The following is a 20,011-nucleotide window of genomic DNA, read 5'->3' as shown; positions in this document are numbered from 1 at the left end:
TTTTTAAATTGAGGTAGCGGGGCGTAGCGCAGATGGTTAGCGCGCTTGGTTCGGGACCAAGAGGTCCCCGGTTCGAGTCCGGGCGCCCCGACTACATAGAGTTTACCCACAAAGATATGAAAACATTAAGTTGTAATTTACAGTGAATAACATATTAAAAAGCGTAAGAAAAGATTATGGGCTATTTTTTACCCCTGAATGGGTGGTTGATTTTATGGTTAAATTAATTAATGTTGACGAACTTATTAATAAAAATGATATAGCCATACTAGAACCTGCTTGTGGCTTAGCACAATTTTTAATAGGAATAAAGAAAAACTATCCTTTTATTTTTAAAAAAGCAAAACTTATTGGGGTGGAAATAAACCAAGAAGTTATAAATTATTTGAAAACCTTAAACATTGATGGTTTTGAATTAATTGAAGGAGATTACCTTCTTTGGGAAAGCAAAGACTATTTTGATTTAATAATTGGCAATCCACCTTATGGTATTCCAAGTCTTTCGGAACACTACACAATAAAAGTTCCACCATTAGTAAAAGAAAAATATAAAAAAATGTATGAAACATGGTATGGAAAATACAACGTTTATGGTGCATTTATAGAGAAATCAATTAAATTACTCAAGCCGGAAGGACAATTGATTTTTATCGTTCCAGCTACATTTATGATTCTTGATGAATTTAAAAAACTAAGATCTTTTTTATCTCAAAATGGCAAAACTAAGATAATATATTTGGGGTCGGAAGTATTTAAACCAGAAGCAGATGTTTCAGTAGTTGTTCTTAATTTCATCAAATCAAGTAGTTTAATAAACATGATGGAACTTTCTGAATACAAGGGAGATAAAATAAAAACAATAAAAGTGAGATCTAACTGGAAAGGTGAGATAGTTACATTTGAGACAAATTTTAGTAAGGCTTTGGAATCTAACTCATCCTATAAGTTAGGCGATATTTACGATATAAGAATTTCACCAAGAACTTCCGAAATTAAAAATAACCCATACATAGTTAAAGATAAAGTTCCCAATAGTGATCAATACTTGCCACTCTTAAATGGTAAAAATCTTAAATGTAAGAAAATTGTCTATGATAATCTCACTGGTTATTGGATTAAAAAATCGGAAATAAAAAAACTTAGAAAATACTTTGGTTCACCTCATATCGTAGTTGGTTTAGGATTTAGAGAAAATGGTAGGATTGCGGCTGCCTACGATGAAAAATGTTATCCCTGGATGGGTGATGTTTATCATCTTTTGAGAAAAAGTAGTTTGCTTAACTTAAATTTTAATATGACTGAGAAGGAGGTTGTTGAGTATCTCAATTCAAACTGTGTAAAGCGTTATATAAAGGATACTTATAGAGAAATTACTTACCATTTGAGCATCACTCAGCTAAAAAATTTACCTTTACCCCAAAAAAGAGAATGGGAAAGAATAAAAAAGGAATTATCTCTATGAAGGAACCAATTAAAGATTTACAAAGGTTTAGAGAATTTCTTGGTTCTATCCCGCTGGATAAATATCGTGAAGAGTTAACAGATGTTAAATGGGTAGAGCAAGATTTACCCAAGGAGATATTGCCGCTGGCTTCAATATTCAGGTATTACTGGGAGGAAAGAAATTTTTTAAATTTTGAAAAATGGTTTAAAAGTTTTTGGGAAGAAATCAACACCGACGTTAAAAGCAAAAAAGCGCTTAAAGGATTTAAGAAATATTATTTCAATAAAAAATTGAATGAAAATGGTTGGTTTAAGAAAGGATTTAAAGCAAGAATGTATCGGACATGGGTTTCTGTGCTCACCCAGCTGGATTTCTGTTATTTATTTGAATATATTTGTGCAAAAGAAAATAAAAATCTAAAACTTGAATGTAACGCTGAGCTGGATGTAAAAGGAATTGATGCAAAAGTAAATGAGATTGAGTTTCAGGTAGCTAAAATTACTTATAGAAAAGAGGGTCGTAGTGCAAGTAAAAGGAAAAATTTAGTTATTATTCCTTATCCGGTGTTTGATATTGATGAACTTGAAAGGAAAATTAAAAGCCCAAGGGTAAGAAATAAAACACTCTATCAAAAATCGTTACAGGCATTTAATAAATATTTTATTAGACTTTCAAACGGTTTTGTTGTTTTTCATGAGAATTACCTCAAACCTATAATAGATAATATAGATAGTGTTGAGAAGGTAAGGAAAGTAATAGAGAAAATTTTATCGGAATTACTTGGGGAGCAATGAATTAATTAATTCGTAAAGATACAGAGAAATCCTTACCGATAGATGACAATTCATACTTAAAAAATTAGCTATCAAGCATTCTAAATTGCTATGTAAAATTAGGTAGAATATTTTGACTTCAGATTCGGGATTGTCTAAAAATATACTCTCACTTCCGCTTGTGCAATATGAATTGCTCCGGTTGAAAGAAAACGACCATTATAATTCCCGCTGACTTGAATGTAATCCCCGATGCTGTAATAAAAATTTAACCTCAAAAAAACGCTTTTCCCGAGATAGTTTCCTTCAATAAGTTCATAACTTGGATTTTGTGCTAAACCTTTTACCAAAACTTCATTTCGCTCAATTTCAAGGTCAATTCGTCCCTTGCTCATCAAAAGCCAACTTATCTTAACCCCTTCCCGATTTAAGGAAGCGTTTTTAACTGTTCCAGCTATGTCTTTATTCTGACCAGTTCCTATTTTAAAACTTAACTCAACATAATTGAACGGCTTATAGAAAATTTCAAGGTTTAAACTTTGACCCCGTATGTCAAAAACATCACTTTCTTTAAATCCACCCTCTGATGTTTTCTTTTTAATTAATCCCTCTGCTTGAAATCCCAAATCAGGCTCTGGATACCATCTTATTCGCATTGAGTTTTCAATGCTTGATGTTTTTCTTGTTGTAATGTTATAGCTAAACATTGAGCCCGTTTTTAGGAATCTATATCGTAACGAGAATTTTCTGCTATTTTCAAATAAGTAAATATCCTGTCTAAATGTAATCGTTCCATTTATCGTTTTATTTTCGCGCTGAAAGTAATTTAATCGCAAAAGATAAATTTTATCTTGGGATTCCAAACTGCTTTCTGAAACTTGAAAATATGTATCGCTTGAAAATGGCAATGAAGATTTTGTCAATCTTTCGGGATAAAATCTTAGGTTAAAGCTTGCATCAACATTTGCTGTTGGGGTAAGTAAATCTCCAGGTAGTGTTAGCATGATATAGTCCCCGTCAAATTTTGTTTGTTCAAATTCGTTTGCATCCTGTATTCCGTTTCCGTTTAGGTCGCCAAGATATCTGTAATTTCCTGTCCCTTTTTGAACCTTTATAAAGACAGGTTCAAGTCGTGAAACCATTTTTGTCATCGCACGATAAATTAAGTTTATTCTGATCGCCCTTTTTAAAATTTCCGCTCTACTATAAGTTCTTATCAGGATATTGTTTATTGATTTGATTGAATCAATGAAGTAAGTTTTTCTATTCAGGGTTAAATCGCTATTAAGTTCAAATCTTTCATTTCCTAAGCTTATTCTGTAGTTTTGGTTTTGCATCTTGCTTGAACGGATATATTTACCATCTCTTACGATGTCGTCAAATCTTAATTCATACGAAAAAGATGCTTTAACTTTTTTTAACCCTATTTCAAATCCAGGGATCAACCTCAGAAACCTAAAATTCCCAGCTTCTGATGAACTGCTTGTAAAGTTTTGCCTAAGTTCCATTTCATAGTTTACAAATGGAGTTAAGAACCAAGTTTTGTATTTTATGAAACCCTTGTTTCTCAGCCATTTTGATTTTAATGTATCAAGTTTTGATAGCAAAATTTCGGTGAGGTTATCAATTTCAGGAAATTTATCTTCATTGATTTTTAAGTTGAACACACTTCTATTGGTTTTAAATCTATTTTCATTTTTTAGAAAGCCGTATCCAAGACCAAAGAAGCTATTTCCAAAAATTTCAAATCGCAGAGCAGATTCAAGTATTGATTCATCAAGTTTAGATGCTTCATCAGTGGTGTTCCATTTCCTATTAAATTCAACGACATCAAATCTATCAAGCCCAGTAAAGTTCTTGTTTTTATGTCTTTGATGGATGTTAAATTCAACTTTTCTTAATCCTTTTTCAAAAATTTTGCCACTTGAATAGCTGAATCCATATTTTAAGGCAAAGCCTTTGTTGTTATCATCGTCTATTGTGGAAAACTGATTTTTATCAGAGTTGCTCAAAGCGAGCTCGGTGAGAAAATTGAAATTTCCTGTTTTATATCTTGCTCCAATATCAAAAATTTGCGATGATTGTGGCATGGGAAGAAAAATCACAGGAAGATAATCACCCTTGCCTTTTCCGACAAACTCATATTTCCCAATTCCACGACGCATATAATCTCCTTTCCCAGTACCAACATATGAGAAAGTCACCGAATAAAGGGCGTTTTTGTCGCCTGGTGCATATATGAAAATTTCATATCTTTCAAGGTCAATTACTGTATCTTTCTTAACATATTGTCCTTTTCCTATCCCTTTTGATGAGTCAAAACCAACATAGTTTACCCCGCTTTTAATTGCTTTGAATATGTCATCACCGCTCATGCGTAAAACTTCAATGTCAGATTGCGAAAGAGCGAGGTCAATTGGGGCATTTTTATTGTCAGAATCGTAAAAATAGGAGAAAGATAGATTCAATTTATCGTCAAAGAGTAGATTATCAGAAACAAGGGCGAGGAAGTTTCTTGCATATTTTCTATCCGTGTATTGAAAATCAACGGTTATCCTTGAAGCAGAAGTTATTAAACGATTTGGAGTAAATGTTATTTCGGCAGTTGAATAGTCAATTACATAGTCGTTGCTTTCTCCACGGGTCATTAGTTCTCCATCAATGTAAACTTTTTCTGTCCCTGCGATTACAATTATATCTTTTTCGCCATTTTGTCCAGTTAATCTATACGGACCTTGAATACCATCAATCCCGTTGAAGTAATTTGTTGCGAACTTTCCTCTTGACGAAGCAATGGCAACTGTATTTTTCGTTTTTAAAAAATCAAGCTGGTAATTAGCTTGAAATTTTCCGCCCTGTAATCTTCTTCTAATTCCTGCAAATTCGGGTGATTCAGAAAAATATAAATTTTGATCATCGCTTAACTGATAACCGATATCATAATCTCCAAATGTTGCAAATAAGTTTTTTTGATTTCACTTGAATAAAAATTTTATCAATTTCTTGCAAGGTTTGCGTATTTCCCTCTGGTTGAATTGGTATATTTTCATCTGTCAACGAAGCCACAATCTCAATATCTTTGGTTAAATTTCCTGATAATTGCAAGTTGAAACCAGATTGAAGCATAAGGTCACGATTGCTTCCAAATGTGAAACCACGAACTATGCTCCCATTTTTCTGTATGTTTCCTGAAAATGACGATGCTTCATCAGAAATTTTTTCAACTTTAAAAATTTTTTCCTCCTGTTTTTTACTTGTCTCTAAAAATTCAATTTTGCTATATTTGAAAAACACTGTATCAATGGGAATCGTCCTATAAGTTGCTTTGAGTTTCGGTTCTGATGAATTAACCTTTTCAATGATGGATTTATACAGGTAAATTTTTCCAATGTTATAGTCAATTTTATAGTGAATTTCGGGGAAAAGGGAAAAGGAGTCAATTTTAATAACCTCACTTTGAGGGATGATGAAACGATGCGGGAGGTTGATTATGGAATCATTTTTTGAAATTGCAATTTCAACATTTTGAATCTGAGCGAGGCACAAACCAGTAAGCAGAGACAAAGCATAAATTATAAAACGCATGGCATATGACAGAAAATTGATGAAGAAATTTATCATTGCTGAATTTTATTTAAAGGTGCTTTTGTGTTTAATTGATTTTTTGGGTGCGTTTTTATAGATTTAATTGAATTTTTCGTGAGTTTACACCCCCACCTCATATCCTCCCCCTTTAAAGGGGGAGGAGTTTTTGGTGAGGGGAATTTTCAATTTGGAATCAATTTCAAATTAAAAAGGGAAATTTTCAAATGCAAAGCATTCTGATAACAGGAGGAGCGGGGTTTATAGGGAGCAATTTTGTAAGGTATATGCTTCAAAATTACCCGGATGTCAGAGTTGTAAATCTTGATAAGCTTACCTACGCTGGTAACCTTGAGAATTTAAAAGATGTTGAGGATAACCCAAATTATCATTTCGTGAGGGGTGATATTTGTAATCAGGAACTTGTGGAATATATTGTTCAGAAATTTGAAGTTGATTTAATTGTGAATTTTGCTGCTGAATCTCATGTTGATAGAAGTATACTTGGACCGGAAATTTTTATAAGGACAAACATTCTTGGAACTCAGGTTCTGCTTGAGGTGACAAAGAAATTCGGTATTGAAAGGTTTATACAAATTTCAACTGATGAGGTGTATGGCTCGCTTGGTCCAGAAGGGAAATTCAGAGAGGATATGCCACTTTTGCCAAATTCACCTTATGCAGCAAGCAAAGCAAGTGCTGACCTTCTGTGTAGAGCTTATTTTAAAACATTTGGAGTTCCCGTTGTAATAACCAGATGTTCAAATAATTTTGGACCATATCAGTTTCCGGAGAAACTCATACCATTGATGATAATAAATGCTCTAAATGATAAACCGTTGCCAGTTTATGGAGATGGAAGGAATGTGAGAGATTGGATTTATGTAATTGATCATTGTCGCGCGATTGATTTTGTAATTCAAAAAGGCAAACCTGGGGAGATTTACAATATTGGTGCGAGCAATGAATGGCAAAATATTGATATTGTAAAGTTGATTTTAAAAAAACTCGGAAAACCTGAATCGCTTATAAAATTTGTCAAAGATAGACCCGGGCATGATAGAAGGTATGCTATGGATTGGTCAAAAATTAAAAATGAACTTGGTTGGGAACCGATTTATTCATTTGAAGAGGCGATCACAGAAACAATAAATTGGTATATTCAGAACGAAAGCTGGTGGAAGAGAATAATTTCAGGCGAATATCAAAATTACTATCAACTTTGGTATGGGGAAAGATTAAAAAATTAAGTAAATTTTCAACTTGGACTATTTAAGAAGAAAAATTCTCAAAAAGGAAGCCAAAATTGGTGTTGTTGGGCTTGGATATGTTGGACTTCCACTTGCAGTTGAGTATGCTTCAAAGGGTTTCACAACGATTGGGATTGACATAGATAAAAGCAAAGTTGAGAGGTTAAACAAGGGTGAGAATTACATCTTGGATGTTGATTCTGAGAAATTAAGGAAACTTGTCAAATCTGGGAAACTTTCAGCTGTGGATAATTACTCTTGTGTTGACACACTTGATGTAATTTTCATCTGTGTTCCAACGCCTTTTAAAGAAAATAAAGATCCTGATATTTCGCACATTTTAAATGCAACTGAAAATATAGCTAAAAAGTTAAGATCTGGGCAAATTATAATTCTAAAGAGCACAACTTTTCCCACAACCACTGAAAGTTATGTCCTTCCGATACTGGAAAAAACGGGCTTAAAGGTTGGTCAAGATTTTTTCCTGGCTTTTTCACCCGAGAGAATTGATCCTGGTAATAAGAAATGGAATCTTTCAAATACCCCTGTAATTGTTGGTGGTGTTACGCCAGAGTGTACCAGTTTAGCTGAAGCAGTTATAAAGCAAATTTCAAAAAACGTTCATCGTGTCTCATCTCCAAGTGTTGCGGAAATGGCAAAACTTCTTGAGAATATATTTAGAAGTGTTAACATCGCTCTTGTCAACGAACTTGCTCAGCTTTGTGATAGAATTGGTGGAATTGACATTTGGGAGGTTATTGAAGCAGCTTCAACCAAACCATTTGGTTTTATGCCATTTTATCCTGGACCCGGAATTGGTGGGCATTGTATTTTGGTTGATCCATACTATCTTGCGTGGTTTGCAAGGTCATATGATTTTCATACAAATTTTATTGAGTTAGCTGCTGAGACAAACGAGTCAATGCCTTTTTATGTTGTAAATTTAATTTTGAAGGAGTTGAGTAGCATCCCGAAAACTATAAAGGATGCAAACATACTTTTTCTTGGCGTTGCGTTTAAAAAAGATGTTGATGATACACGGCTTTCACCTGCGTTGAAAATTATTGAAATACTTATGAACGAGGGAGCACGAAACATATCTTATAATGATCCATATGTTCCTGAGGTGTTGGTAAATGGAGTAAGGTTTAAATCTATTGAGTTAAGTCGTGAAAATTTGCAAAGTTTTGATATCGTTGTTGTCACAACAGACCACAGCAGTTATGATTTTGATTTTATCGTCAAGAATTCAAAAATTGTAATTGATACAAGAAATGCTACGAAAAATGTTAAAGCCAATAATGCAAAAATAGTTAAACTTGGCGCGGTTAAAAAATTTAAAACAAAGGGTTAACAACATTGATGAAAAAGTTTCTTCTGCTGTTGATTATTTTCATTTTAAAGTTTAACCTCTTCGCACAACTTCTAGAAATAAAGCCTGAGGTGACAAAAAAGGAATTGGGGGTGAAATTTTTTGATGAATTTTTTAAGCAGAGCCAGAACCTTCAATATCCTTTACTTGATCCATCTCTTTTTTCACTTGAAAAACCCATTGATCCAGAAACTTACATAATTGGACCAGGTGATGTTCTAAGTGTAAATATATGGAGTTCACCTCCCTTAAATTTCATGGTTCAGGTCACAGTTGAGGGCACGGTTATAGTTCCAACTGTTGGGGAATTTAAAGTTTCGGGGCTTACTCTTTCAGAAGCAAAAAAGGTTATGATTCAAAAAATAAAGTCAAAATATATCGCAAGCGAAATCACAACAACGCTTATAGCGCCACGATCGTTCAATGTGATTGTAACGGGCTATGTTTTAAACGAGGGGAAATATAAAGTTCGTTCAATTGATAGAGTTTCAGATGCGATATTGTTCGCTTTTTTACCATCTGATTCGCTTCAATTAACACGAAGAAATACTATGATTGATAGCGTTTCTTTGAGAAAAATTCTCTTGAAAAGAGGGGACAAAATTTTTAAAGTTGATTTACACAAATACCTTGCGATAGGGGAAGATAAATATAATCCTTACCTGCTTGAGGGGGATTGGATTGTGGTTCAGCGTCGTGATCCATCATCTTTTGTCGCAATATACGGGGGTGTGAATAAACCTGGAGTTTATGAGTTTGTGCAAGGTGATAAACTTACCGATATTATCAAAATAGCTGGGGGAGTAATTGAAAGCGCTGATGTTGAAAATGTTGAAATCGTAAGGCTTAATGAAAGCGGAGAATTGAAAGAGAGGTTAAGTGTTAATTTAAGTAATATCTTGAATGGTAAAGGGGATGATGTAACGCTTGAAAATAATGATAGAATTTTTATCCCTGAAAAAAGGACACTGAAGCAAAATTATACTATTACAGTCATGGGCGAGGTTAAATATCCTGGGGTTTATCCTATCTCAAGGAATGGAACAATGTTAAGTGAAATATTGGGGAAGGTTGGGATAAATAGTTTTTCTGATGTTGAGAATGCTTATATAGTTAGAGGTTTGACACCATTTGATCCGCAAAGGGAGCATATTTTGGGGTATTTGTTCCTTAAAAACTTCGCATTTTCAAGGGAGGATTCTTTAAATTTCTCTCAGGAGTTAAGTCTTTTGGATTCTGTTAAATTTGTTGCTATTGACTTTATTAAGATAATTAGCGGAACAGCTGACTTAGAACTGCAAGACGGGGATTTTATTTATATACCGAGGAAACAAATTCCGATGGTTTATGTTTTTGGTCAGGTAAGTAACCCTGGTTTTGTCGCTTATAAGGAGGGCAAAGATTATAGATATTACATTTCTCAAGCTGGGGGATTTTCACAACTTGCAAGAAGAGGGGAGGTAAAGGTTATAAAGCGGAAAACATATGTTTGGTATGATGCTGATGACACTAAAATTGAACCCGGTGATTTTATATTTGTTCCGAAGAAAGTAGTAAGAGAGCCAATTTATTACTGGAATGTTTTCAAAGATGTAATTTTAACTGTTGGTGCGGTCGCTTCAACTGTTGCAACGATAATTTTAATTTACAATCAGCTTAAAGCGAAATAACTTCTTGAGAAATAGATGAGGCAACGATATAAAGCAGAACTTTTGCTTTTACTTATCACTTTTATCTGGGGTGGAACATTTAGCATTGTTAAAACAGCCCTTGAAAATGTCTCTCCGTTAATTTTTCTTGGGATACGATTTGGGATTTCAACAGTTTTATATTTTGTATTTTTCCCTGGATCGCTTAAGCATTTAAATCTTCTAGCTTTGAAACATAGTTTTGTAATCGCTTTCTTTCTATTTGCTGGTTTTGCATTTCAAACGCTTGGATTGAAATACACAACTGCTTCAAAGTCTGGTTTTATAACTGGAATGCTTGTAATTTTCACACCAGTTGCGCAGTTGGTAATTGAGCGGAAACCACCTAAAATTGGAAATTTGATTGGAATTTTTCTTGTGACATTAGGTCTTTTGTTCCTTACCTCAAGTGAAAGTTCAATTGGAAGTTTTGTTTATTCGCTTGGGAAAAATTTTACAATTGGTGATTTTTTAACGCTCCTTTGTGCTATAATGTTTGCGCTTTACATTGTTTATCTTGATATATATTCAAGGTTACATCCAACCTCAGCTCTCGTTCTTGTTCAGCTTGCGACGACTTCAATTTTTTCATTTTTAATTGCGTCTTTCTTTGAGGAGATCAAATTGAATTTTTCATTTCAATTGCTGTTTGCGCTCATTTACACTTCTCTTCTTGCTACTATATTTGCAACTTATATTCAAACAGAATATCAAAAATTTACAACACCAACTCGTGCTGCTGTAATTTTTACAATGGAGCCAGTTTTTGCTGGAATTATCGCATGGATATTTTTAAATGAGAGATTTTCTAATTTTGCTTTGCTTGGTTCCGCTTTGATGCTTGGAGGGCTTTTAATTTCAGAGCTATCTGATATCGTATTTAAAAGTCGGTCTGGAAATTTTTTACAAAGGAAATAAGTTTTAATTTAAGAAAAAGAAAAAGTGAGGTTTTGAAATAGATGCGAAATCCAAGAAATACAACCGTCGTTGTTGCAATGAGCGGTGGTGTTGATTCATCGGTTGCAGCTGCAATTTTAAAAGAGCAGGGTTACAATCTGATTGGGATAACGATAAAGACATATAATTACGAAGATGTGGGTGTGAAAAATGAACACAGCTGTTGTTCGCTTGAGGGGATAAATGATGCGAGAAATGTAGCTACAAAGTTTGGTTTTCCTCATTATGTTGTTGACTTTACAAAGGAATTTCATCGTGAGGTGATTAACTATTTCATTAAAGATTATCTTGAGGGGAGAACCCCGAACCCTTGTGTCATCTGCAATAGAAAGATAAAGTGGGAAGCTTTGATAAGAAAAGCGATTTCGCTTGGGGCTGATTATATCGCTACGGGTCATTATGCAAGGATTAAATTTGATGAAGTGAAAGGAAGATATATTTTGATGCGTGGGATTGATTCATCAAAGGATCAGTCATACGCTCTTTGGGGTTTAACCCAGGAAAGTCTAAGTAGGACAATATTTCCTCTTGGTGAGCTTACAAAGCAGGAGGTGAGGGAGCTTGCGAAGAAGTATGAATTGAGAATCGCAAATAAGCCTGAAAGTTTTGAAATTTGCTTTGTTCCAGATAATGATTATACAAGGTTTTTGGAAAATAGCGTTCAGGGGCTTGCTGAGAAAGTTAGAGGTGGAGATATAATTATGGATGGGAAAGTCATTGGGAAGCATAGAGGTTATCCATTTTATACAATCGGGCAAAGGAAAGGGCTTGGGGTTGCGCTTGGTTATCCAGTTTATGTTATTGGGATTGATCCTGAAAGAAACATTATAGAGGTTGGAACGGAAGAAAAGCTTTATCACAATGCGTTAATAGCTGGAAATGTTAATTTGATTTCCGTTGAAAAAATTGAAAATGGGATGAGGGTTACCGCAAAGATAAGATATTCTGATGAGGGAAGTCCCGCAATCCTTGAAAACTACAATGATGATAAAGTTCTTGTAAAATTTGAAAAACCAAAGCGTGCCATCACTCCAGGGCAGTCAGTTGTATTTTATGATGGTGATATTGTTGTTGGCGGTGGTATAATTGAAAGGGCGCTTGATATTTAATATCTGTCAAGTTTGAATTTCTCGCCAAGGTATAATCTCCTTGCTTCAGGGTCATTGGCAAGAAATTCTGCTGTTCCCTCTTTTAAAATTTGCCCTTCAAATAAAAGGTAAGCTCTATCCGTGATTGAAAGAGTTTCGTGGACATTGTGATCAGTGATGAGAACGCCGATATTTCTATTTTTTAGATTTCCAACTATATTCATTAAATCTTCAACGGCGATTGGATCAATTCCTGCGAATGGTTCATCAAGAAGTATAAATTTTGGTTCTGTTGCGAGTGCACGGGCGATTTCGGTTCTTCTTCTTTCGCCACCGCTTAACATATATCCTTTGCTTTTTCTAATGTGAGCGATGCCGAAATCTTCAAGAAGTTTTTCAAGTTTCTCTTTTCTCTGTTCGGGCGTTAAATCCATAATTTGTAAAACTGCCATGATATTTTCTTCAACCGTTAATTTCCTGAATATGCTTGCTTCCTGTGGCAGGTAACTTATCCCTAATCTTGCTCTTTTATACATTGGTAATTTTGTGATTTCAACATCGTCAATAAAAACTTTTCCAGCATTTGGTTTGATCATCCCAACAATCATATAAAATGTTGTTGTTTTCCCAGCACCGTTTGGTCCAAGGAGTCCAACCACTTCCCCTTGTTTTACCTCTATGCTGACATTTCGGACGACATATCTTTTTTTATATCGTTTATAAAGAGATTCAGCCCGTAAAACGCTGTTGTTTGAGTTTTTTTCAAGTTCATTTTTTTTATTTAAACCAAACAATCTCAAGTTTAGCATTTTTCTCTGGCTTTCTTTTTATATAGTTAAAACCCTCAAGATTAAAGTTTGATTCCTTACCCGCAACAAGTTCCTCGGGATAATAAAACCCTTCAATTCCACCGATAATTTTTATCCTGTGCATTTTCCCGTCTTTAAATTTAATCCATACACTGTCTCCACTTACAAAGTTAACTCCGTTTGGTTTTCTTTCATTTGTTTCGGTTGTCTCAAAGATATAACACAAACTCATCGCATTTTTTTCAACATAGACTTCATCAATTTTATTCTTTTTAAATTTAATCCACATCGTCTTTCCTTTTAATTGATTAAACCTTTCGGGATAAGCAGAATCGGCTGGGTCAATTGCAAAGGCGGAACCATAAATAAAAACCTCTTCAATTTTTCTATCCCTTAACTTAACAACAATTGAGTCGCCAGATATCTGACTATTTTCATACCATACAATCGGGTTTCGCCATAAGATTATCAAATCTTTTTTATCATAGTAAAAAACATCTCCGCAAATCGCTGAAAAATCTCCACGAACTATCATAACGCTATCCGTTGCCGAAAACATGCTTACATTTGTGTCTCTAAATGCCTCCATAAATTTTCCAACAACAATCAATGTGTCAATCTTCCCGTCGGAGGATGTATCTATTTGAACGAGTTTGGGATTAGTTTTTATAACGCTATATTTGGCACTATCATAGTTTTCAAAATAGCCGCCGTAGATCGTAATGTTGTTTTCAAGATTTTTGATAATAACATTTCCAACTGCGATTGATTTTTTATCCGTGCGATAATAGAAAAGTTCATCGGATGTTATGACTGTGGTTGAATCAACAAGTTTTACATTTGATTTGAAGACAGCGAGTTTTTTTTGTGTATCGTAATTTCCATATGATGCTTCAAGTGTTGTCCTTCCGTCTGTTAATTTTACATTTCCCTCGCAAATTGCAATTTTTTTATCTCCAAGGTAAATTCCTTGATTTGCTTCAAGCAAGAGCGTATCCTGTTTGACTTTTAAATTTCCATATGCTTCAATTCTGTTTTCATCAACATATTGGATTGCCCTATCGCACCAGACATAGATGTTTTCATGTTTGAGTTGAACATTTCCGATAAGCTCTCGCACAGTCTTTGAATCATATCTTTTTCCGACTAAGCTATCTGCATGAATTAATTGGACAAGTTTTTGCTGTGAAACTGTTTTAAAGGTTGGGAGCAGATAAAGAAATAAAATCAGAATATGTTTGAAACCGCATCTGGACACAGAAAAGTTTGAATTTATATTTTGCTTTCTTTGTTTTTTTCAACGAGTTTAAGGAAAGCTTCAAAAACTGTTTCAACTGTTAAATCTTTCATGCAGATATTTCCAATCGGGCATTTTGTCAGGTTGCATGCTATACATTCAAGATCTTCTTTTCTCACCCATAGATGTTTTTCTCCGTATGGACCTTGAGCGTAGGGATTTGTTGGACCGTAAATCCCAAGTGTTGGTGTTCCAACGGCGGTTGAGATATGCATAGGACCTGAGTCATTGCTTATCGTGAAAGAACATCTTTTTAAAATTGATGCAAGTTGTTTCAAGTTTGTCTTTGGGGGAATCAGGGGTTTTTCTTCCATGATTGAGAAAATTTTTTGTGCATCTTCAAGTTCTTTTTGATTTCCCCATAGGATTAAAATTTTTGCGTTAAAATTTTTGGCTATTATATCACCAAGCTTTGCGAATTTTTCAATTCCCCATCTTTTTGTTTCCCATGTCCCGCTTGGGTTTAAGGCGATGACCAATTTCCCATTAAGATTGTTCTCCTTCCAGAATTTTTCTGCGAATTTTTCAGCTTCCTCATTAAGTTGTATATAAATTTCTTTATCAATTATTTCAAGTCCAATGGCTCTCAAGGCATCAAGGTTAAATTCAACATTGTGATGAACTTCTTTTCTTGGTTTTAGTTTGACATTGTAGGCGTAGCTTCTACCCCGAAAGGCATAACCAACACGGTATTTTGCTCCTGTTATAAATGTCAGCAAGGCGGATCTTGGATTGCAAAAAAGGTCAATCACAAGGTCATATTTCCTTTTTCTCAATTCCCAAAATTTAATTAAGTTATTTTTTTCTCGCTCAAAAATTATCAATTCGTCAATGAATGGGTTTCCATCTACTATTTCTTTTGCTGGGGGTTCAGTTAAGAAGTCAATTTTTGCGTTTGGGAAATTATATCGCAAGTTTTTCAGAACAGCCGTTGATAACAGGACATCTCCAATTGCACGAAGTTTTATAACAAGGATTTTGTTAATTTTTTCTTTTGAAATTTGAGGCAATTTTTGATTTTAATTGAGTTTATTTTAAAATTTTAATCAGGTTCAAAGGCAACATATTATTTTAAAAAAACCGAGAAACTAATCCAAAGAAAGACTCGTCAAAGCTTTGAAGATCAAACCTCACATTAAAAACAAAAATGGCAAAGCCATGCTCAAGCGCACACTTTTATCAGTCTTCTTGATTTTGGTATTTACAACAATAATTTTATCTCAGGAAGAAGCTCGGCTTTTCCGTTTTCCAGCGATTTATGATTCCCAAATTGTTTTCACTTATGCTGGCGATCTTTACATTGTATCTTCAAGCGGAGGTATAGCCAGGAAGCTCACAAGCCACAAAGGTTATGAGATGTTCCCGAGGTTTTCTCCAGATGGAAAGTATATCGCCTTTACAGCGCAGTATGATGGGAATACTGAGGTTTATGTAATGCCTGCTGAAGGTGGGGTTCCGAGAAGATTAACTTATACAGCTACACTTGAGCGTGACGATGTTTCAGATAGAATGGGTCCGAATAATATCGTTATGGGGTGGACACCTGATGGGAAATATATAATTTTCCGTTCAAGGATGAAAAGCTGGAATGCTTTTCAAGGAAAACTTTACAAAGTTTCGCTTGATGGAGATATTCCTGAGGAATTGCCATTGCCAAGAGGAGGGTTTTGCTCATTTTCGCCAGATGGTAAAAAGCTTGCATACAATCGGGTGTTCCGCGAGTTCCGCACATGGAAAAGATATAGAGGTGGAATGGCGGATGATATATGGATTTATGATTTTGAAACAAAGAAAACAGAAAATATAACCAACAACCCAGCTTCGGATATCATACCAATGTGGTATGGTGATAAAATTTATTTTCTCTCAGATAGAGATGAAAATCAGAGAATGAATCTTTATGTTTATGATTTGAAGACGAAACAAACCAGAAAGCTTACAAACTTCAAAGATTATGATATCAAATTCCCATCCATTGGGAAGAATGCGATTGTATTTGAATACGGTGGATATATTTACAAATTTGACCTGAAAACGGAGAAGGTTGAAAAAGTTCCCATTATAATTGCTGATGATATGGCAAATGGTCGTGGCGGGATAATCAAGGTTGCCGAATTTATAACTGATTATGATATTTCACCTGATGGGAAAAGGGCTTTATTCGTTGCGCGAGGTGATATATTTACAGTTCCAGCGAAAGAAGGACAGACGAGAAACTTAACAAATACTTCAGGTGTTCATGAGCGTGACGCCGTGTGGTCGCCCGACGGGAAATATATCGCTTATATCTCTGATGCTTCTGGTGAAGACGAAATTTACATAATCCCACAGGATGGAAGCGGCAAACCAATTCAACTAACCTCTGGTGAAGATACATACAAATATCGTATTGTGTGGTCACCAGATGGTAAAAGGATAATGTGGTCGGATAGAAAATTAAGATTAAGGTATGTTGATGTGCAAACGAAAAAAATAAAAGATGTCGCACAGGCAACAGCAGGGGAAATAAGACAGTATTCATGGTCTCCAGATGGAAAATGGATCGCATATGTAAAACCAGAAGAGGAAGGTCTTTCAAAAATTTACCTTTACTCTGTTGAAAAAGATGAGTCATACGAAGTCACGGATGGATGGCATTCCTCGTATAATCCAGTTTTTAGTTCCGATGGGAAATATCTGATTTTTGTTTCGGACAGGGATTTTAACCCGATCTACGGAAGGACGGAATTTAACCATGTTTATCAAGATATGGCGAGGATTTACCTGATAACTCTTTCAAAGAGCGTTGAATCTCCATTTAAGCCAACAAGTGATGAGGTTAAAGTAAGCGATGAAGCGAAACAATCTGGCATGGAACAGCCAAAGAAAGAAACAACGCAGGAAAAGAAACCCGTTAATGTTGTCATTGATCTTGATGGCATAAAAGATAGAATAATTGGTTTGCCGATCACACCATCAAGTTATTCAACAATTGGATATGTTTCGGACAAAATTTATTATATCAGAAGGGGGTTGAAGGATGAGAAACCTTTGCTTTTGGTGTATGATTTAAGTGAGAAGAAGGAAACGGAGATAGGGCAATTTGATAATTTTGTGATCTCGTTTGATGGGAAGAAAATGCTTGTAGTTAAGGAGAGAACTTATTCTATTATAGATCTTCCGAAGGGGAAAGTTGAATTAAAGGATAAACTTGATCTTTCTGGGCTTGAGGTAAATCTTGACAGGCGTGCTGAGTGGACGCAGATTTTCAATGAGTGTTGGAGACAGATGAGAGAATTTTTCTATGACCCGAATCTTCATGGCGTTGATTGGGAAGGGGTTAAGAAAAAATATGAAGTTTTGCTTCCGTATGTTAATCATCGCGCTGATTTAACTTATATAATTGGTGAGATGATAGGTGAGCTTAACGCAGGGCATACTTATGTTGGTGGTGGCGATTTGCCAAAAATTGATAAAACGCAAGTTGGTTTGCTTGGGGCAGAACTTGAAAGAGATAAAAAATCAGGCTATTATAGAATAAAGAAAATTTTAAAGGGACAGAACTGGGATAAGAATCTTCGCTCGCCTTTGACTGAGGTTGGGGTAAATGTAAAAGAGAATTATTACATTCTTGCTGTGAATGGTAAATCGGTTAAGGAAGTGAGAAACATTTATGAGTTGCTTGTTAACACTGTTGGAAAACAGGTTAAACTTCGTGTTAATTCGCAACCGAAAGAAGAGGGAAGTTGGGAAGTTACAGTTGTTCCGATAGCAGACGAAACACGGCTTTACTATTATAATTGGGTTCAGAACAATATTGAAAAAGTTGATAAAGCGACAAATGGGAAAGTTGGTTATATCCACATTCCTGATATGGGAGTGATGGGGTTGAATGAATTTGTGAAGCATTTTTATCCACAACTTCGTAAGAAAGCTTTGATAATTGATGTAAGGGGGAATGGAGGTGGAAATGTTTCACCGATGATAATTGAGAGATTAAGAAGGGAGATCGCAATGGTAAGTATCTCAAGATATATGAGCCCAACACCAAATCCAAGGGATATGCACTACGGACCAAAAATTTGTATAATTGATGAATTTTCTGCTTCAGATGGGGATATATTCCCATACAGATTTAGAAAATATGGGCTTGGCAAGCTTGTTGGAAAGAGGACTTGGGGCGGTGTGATAGGAATAAGAGGAACGCTTCCCCTACTTGACGGAGGATATCTTAACAAGCCAGAATTTGCTGTTTATGGTGCTGAAGGTGAAGGATGGATAATTGAAGGGTATGGTGTTGAACCTGATGTATATGTTGACAATGATCCAGCTAAGGAATATGAGGGAATAGATGAACAGCTAAACAAGGCGATTGAACTTATACTTGAAGAATTGAAGACAAAAGAAAAGAAACTTCCTCCAGTACCACCATATCCCAAGAAATGATCACAAAAAGGGCGGGTTAAATCCCGCCCTTTTTTGTTTTAAATTTTAAAAGAGCATTTTTTTGTTTATTTTTAAGTGAAAACGGAATAAAAATTTTCTCATACCTTGTAAATGGAGGATGCAAAAGTCAAAGCAAATCAAGAAATTATCCAAATTGATGGCTCATATGGTGAGGGTGGTGGGCAAATGTTAAGAACATCCCTTGCTCTTTCAATTCTTCTCTTCAAACCTTTTGAGATGATAAATATCAGAGCCAATAGACCAAATCCAGGAATTCAAGCCCAGCATCTTAAAGCAATTGAAGCAGCTTCTATTGTATCGGAGGCAATCGTTGAGGGTGCCAAACTTAAATCAAGTTGGATAAAGTTTTTCCCGAAGAGAATAAAAAATGGAAATTTCCGATTTGACATTGGCACTGCTGGAGCTACATCGCTTGTTTTACAAACGCTTTACCTCCCACTTTCTTTTGCAAGTGGAACATCTAATTTGACGATAACAGGTGGAACGCATGTTTCGTGGAGTCCCACTTTTGATTACATTAAAAATTGCTGGATTTATTTTATGGAAATTCTTGGTTTGAAGATCAAGGTTGAGCTAAAAAGGGCTGGATTTTATCCTCACGGAGGTGGCGAGATAAAAGCTCTTATAAATCCTGCTGATGGGGTAAAACCATTAAATCTTATTGATAGAGGCAAACTTCTAAAAATTCAAATTTATTCTGCACATACAAACTTAACAGATGAGGTTGCAAAAAGACAGGCGAGAACCGCTGAGAGGATTTTAAAAGGATATGGCGAAATTGAAACGATAATTGACGAACTCGAATCTTATTCAAAGAACACGACAATTGCTATAACTGGGATTTTTGAAAATTCAATTTGTTGCTATACTAATCTTGGTGAGAAAGGCAAAAGAGCTGAACTGGTTGCTGAAGAGGCATGTGAGAAGTTTATAAAATTTTTATCAACTGAATCAACTGTTGATGAATATATGGCAGATCAAATTTTACTCCCGCTTTCTATAGCCAGTGGGATTTCTCAATTTACAACGCCCAAAATTACGAGTCATCTGAAAACTAATATGGACACGATCAAAAAATTTATTGATGTTGAGTTTAAGATCAGTGAGTTCAAAAACTCATATAAAATTGAAATAAAAACTAACCTTGGTTAAATTATGAGGGTTAGGGTTCTTAAAATTAACACTATTGAGGAGGCAATTGAAGAATTTTCAAGATTTGGCGAGGTTGAACCCTTTCTTTCTTCTGAATTTAAACCAGAAAAATTTGTCTGTGTGAATTTAAAAATTGAGAATGCAACTGATGAA

At 35.0% G+C, this 20,011-nt stretch carries 14 protein-coding genes and 1 tRNA gene; 10 read left to right on the top strand and 5 right to left on the bottom strand.

All coding sequences use genetic code 11. The features are described from left to right. The first annotated feature begins 17 nt into the window (after positions 1–17). The 3 genes from AT685_RS06380 to AT685_RS06370 all read left to right on the top strand — a co-directional run bounded on the left by AT685_RS06380 (position 18) and on the right by AT685_RS06370 (position 2,238). A tRNA-Pro gene (locus AT685_RS06380) sits at positions 18–91 on the top strand. 51 nt (positions 92–142) lie between these two features. Further along, the gene (locus AT685_RS06375; RefSeq protein WP_072151999.1) at positions 143–1,462 is read left to right on the top strand and encodes a TaqI-like C-terminal specificity domain-containing protein; all 1,320 of its coding nucleotides are present in this window, start codon (positions 143–145) and stop codon (positions 1,460–1,462) included. Continuing rightward, on the top strand, positions 1,429–2,238 hold the full coding sequence (locus AT685_RS06370; RefSeq protein ID WP_234696262.1) for a TaqI family restriction endonuclease: 810 nt from the start codon (positions 1,429–1,431) through the stop codon (positions 2,236–2,238). Before AT685_RS06375 ends, AT685_RS06370 begins: the two co-directional genes overlap by 34 nt. Before the next feature lie 134 nt (positions 2,239–2,372). Here AT685_RS06370 and AT685_RS06365 read toward each other — a convergent pair whose 3' ends face one another. Next, positions 2,373–4,865: a hypothetical protein gene (locus tag AT685_RS06365; protein ID WP_072151998.1), complete on the bottom strand. Its 2,493-nt coding sequence runs from the start codon at positions 4,863–4,865 to the stop codon at positions 2,373–2,375. Positions 4,866–5,154: 289 nt separating this feature from the next. Then, positions 5,155–5,802, bottom strand: coding sequence for a hypothetical protein (locus AT685_RS06360; protein ID WP_072151997.1), 648 nt, complete (start codon positions 5,800–5,802; stop codon positions 5,155–5,157). 224 nt (positions 5,803–6,026) lie between these two features. Between AT685_RS06360 and rfbB the strand changes: the two genes are divergently transcribed. From rfbB to mnmA, 5 genes are read left to right on the top strand one after another with little or no spacing between them, the layout of a single operon-like run. Continuing rightward, complete coding sequence (gene rfbB, locus AT685_RS06355) at positions 6,027–7,049, top strand: dTDP-glucose 4,6-dehydratase (RefSeq protein WP_072151996.1); 1,023 nt, start codon at positions 6,027–6,029, stop codon at positions 7,047–7,049. Between the two features lie 4 nt (positions 7,050–7,053). After that, positions 7,054–8,403, top strand: a complete 1,350-nt coding sequence (locus AT685_RS06350; RefSeq protein WP_420021849.1) for a nucleotide sugar dehydrogenase — start codon at positions 7,054–7,056, stop codon at positions 8,401–8,403. A gap of 8 nt (positions 8,404–8,411) precedes the next feature. Next, positions 8,412–10,091 carry an SLBB domain-containing protein gene (locus AT685_RS06345; RefSeq protein WP_072151994.1) on the top strand — a complete coding sequence of 560 codons (1,680 nt, stop codon included), beginning with the start codon at positions 8,412–8,414 and terminating at the stop codon, positions 10,089–10,091. Between the two features lie 15 nt (positions 10,092–10,106). Beyond that, positions 10,107–11,027 carry a DMT family transporter gene (locus AT685_RS06340; RefSeq protein ID WP_072149755.1) on the top strand — a complete coding sequence of 307 codons (921 nt, stop codon included), beginning with the start codon at positions 10,107–10,109 and terminating at the stop codon, positions 11,025–11,027. Between the two features lie 41 nt (positions 11,028–11,068). Next, positions 11,069–12,175 carry a tRNA 2-thiouridine(34) synthase MnmA gene (gene mnmA, locus AT685_RS06335; RefSeq protein WP_072149754.1) on the top strand — a complete coding sequence of 369 codons (1,107 nt, stop codon included), beginning with the start codon at positions 11,069–11,071 and terminating at the stop codon, positions 12,173–12,175. Here the strand turns inward: mnmA and lptB are convergent. The 3 genes from lptB to AT685_RS06320 are packed head-to-tail and all read right to left on the bottom strand — an operon-like array spanning position 12,172 to position 15,270. After that, on the bottom strand, positions 12,172–12,963 hold the full coding sequence (lptB, locus tag AT685_RS06330; protein WP_081040619.1) for an LPS export ABC transporter ATP-binding protein: 792 nt from the start codon (positions 12,961–12,963) through the stop codon (positions 12,172–12,174). The genes mnmA and lptB overlap by 4 nt on opposite strands. Beyond that, positions 12,932–14,221 (bottom strand): OstA-like protein, encoded by a 1,290-nt coding sequence (locus AT685_RS06325; RefSeq protein ID WP_072151993.1) that lies wholly within the window; start codon positions 14,219–14,221, stop codon positions 12,932–12,934. The genes lptB and AT685_RS06325 overlap by 32 nt, the downstream gene beginning before the upstream one ends. 14 nt (positions 14,222–14,235) lie before the next feature. Next, positions 14,236–15,270 carry a glycosyltransferase family 9 protein gene (locus AT685_RS06320; protein ID WP_072151992.1) on the bottom strand — a complete coding sequence of 345 codons (1,035 nt, stop codon included), beginning with the start codon at positions 15,268–15,270 and terminating at the stop codon, positions 14,236–14,238. 148 nt (positions 15,271–15,418) lie between these two features. On the opposite strand from AT685_RS06320, the gene AT685_RS06315 reads away from it, so the two are divergent. Together AT685_RS06315 and rtcA are read left to right on the top strand one after the other, a co-directional pair. Then, entirely contained in the window at positions 15,419–18,685 is a 3,267-nt protein-coding gene (locus AT685_RS06315) for a S41 family peptidase (RefSeq protein WP_072151991.1), read from the top strand. 111 nt (positions 18,686–18,796) lie between these two features. Continuing rightward, on the top strand, positions 18,797–19,858 hold the full coding sequence (gene rtcA, locus AT685_RS06310) for an RNA 3'-terminal phosphate cyclase (protein WP_072151990.1): 1,062 nt from the start codon (positions 18,797–18,799) through the stop codon (positions 19,856–19,858). Positions 19,859–20,011: the final 153 nt, after the last annotated feature.

It is taken from the genome of Candidatus Kryptobacter tengchongensis, assembly GCF_001458555.1.
In the GTDB taxonomy this organism is placed as follows: Bacteria; Bacteroidota; Ignavibacteria; order Kryptoniales; family Kryptoniaceae; genus Kryptonium; species Kryptonium tengchongense.
This window is presented reverse-complemented; position numbering and strand designations above follow the sequence as displayed.

Coding starts and splice junctions, on each gene's coding strand:
- AT685_RS06370 (WP_234696262.1), top strand. CDS start 1,429: ATGGGAAAGAATAAAAAAGGAATTATCTCTATGAAGGAACCAATTAAA.
- AT685_RS06365 (WP_072151998.1), bottom strand. CDS start 4,865: ATGACCCGTGGAGAAAGCAACGACTATGTAATTGACTATTCAACTGCC.
- AT685_RS06360 (WP_072151997.1), bottom strand. CDS start 5,802: ATGCGTTTTATAATTTATGCTTTGTCTCTGCTTACTGGTTTGTGCCTC.
- rfbB (WP_072151996.1), top strand. CDS start 6,027: ATGCAAAGCATTCTGATAACAGGAGGAGCGGGGTTTATAGGGAGCAAT.
- AT685_RS06345 (WP_072151994.1), top strand. CDS start 8,412: ATGAAAAAGTTTCTTCTGCTGTTGATTATTTTCATTTTAAAGTTTAAC.
- AT685_RS06340 (WP_072149755.1), top strand. CDS start 10,107: ATGAGGCAACGATATAAAGCAGAACTTTTGCTTTTACTTATCACTTTT.
- mnmA (WP_072149754.1), top strand. CDS start 11,069: ATGCGAAATCCAAGAAATACAACCGTCGTTGTTGCAATGAGCGGTGGT.
- lptB (WP_081040619.1), bottom strand. CDS start 12,963: ATGCTAAACTTGAGATTGTTTGGTTTAAATAAAAAAAATGAACTTGAA.
- AT685_RS06315 (WP_072151991.1), top strand. CDS start 15,419: ATGCTCAAGCGCACACTTTTATCAGTCTTCTTGATTTTGGTATTTACA.
- rtcA (WP_072151990.1), top strand. CDS start 18,797: ATGGAGGATGCAAAAGTCAAAGCAAATCAAGAAATTATCCAAATTGAT.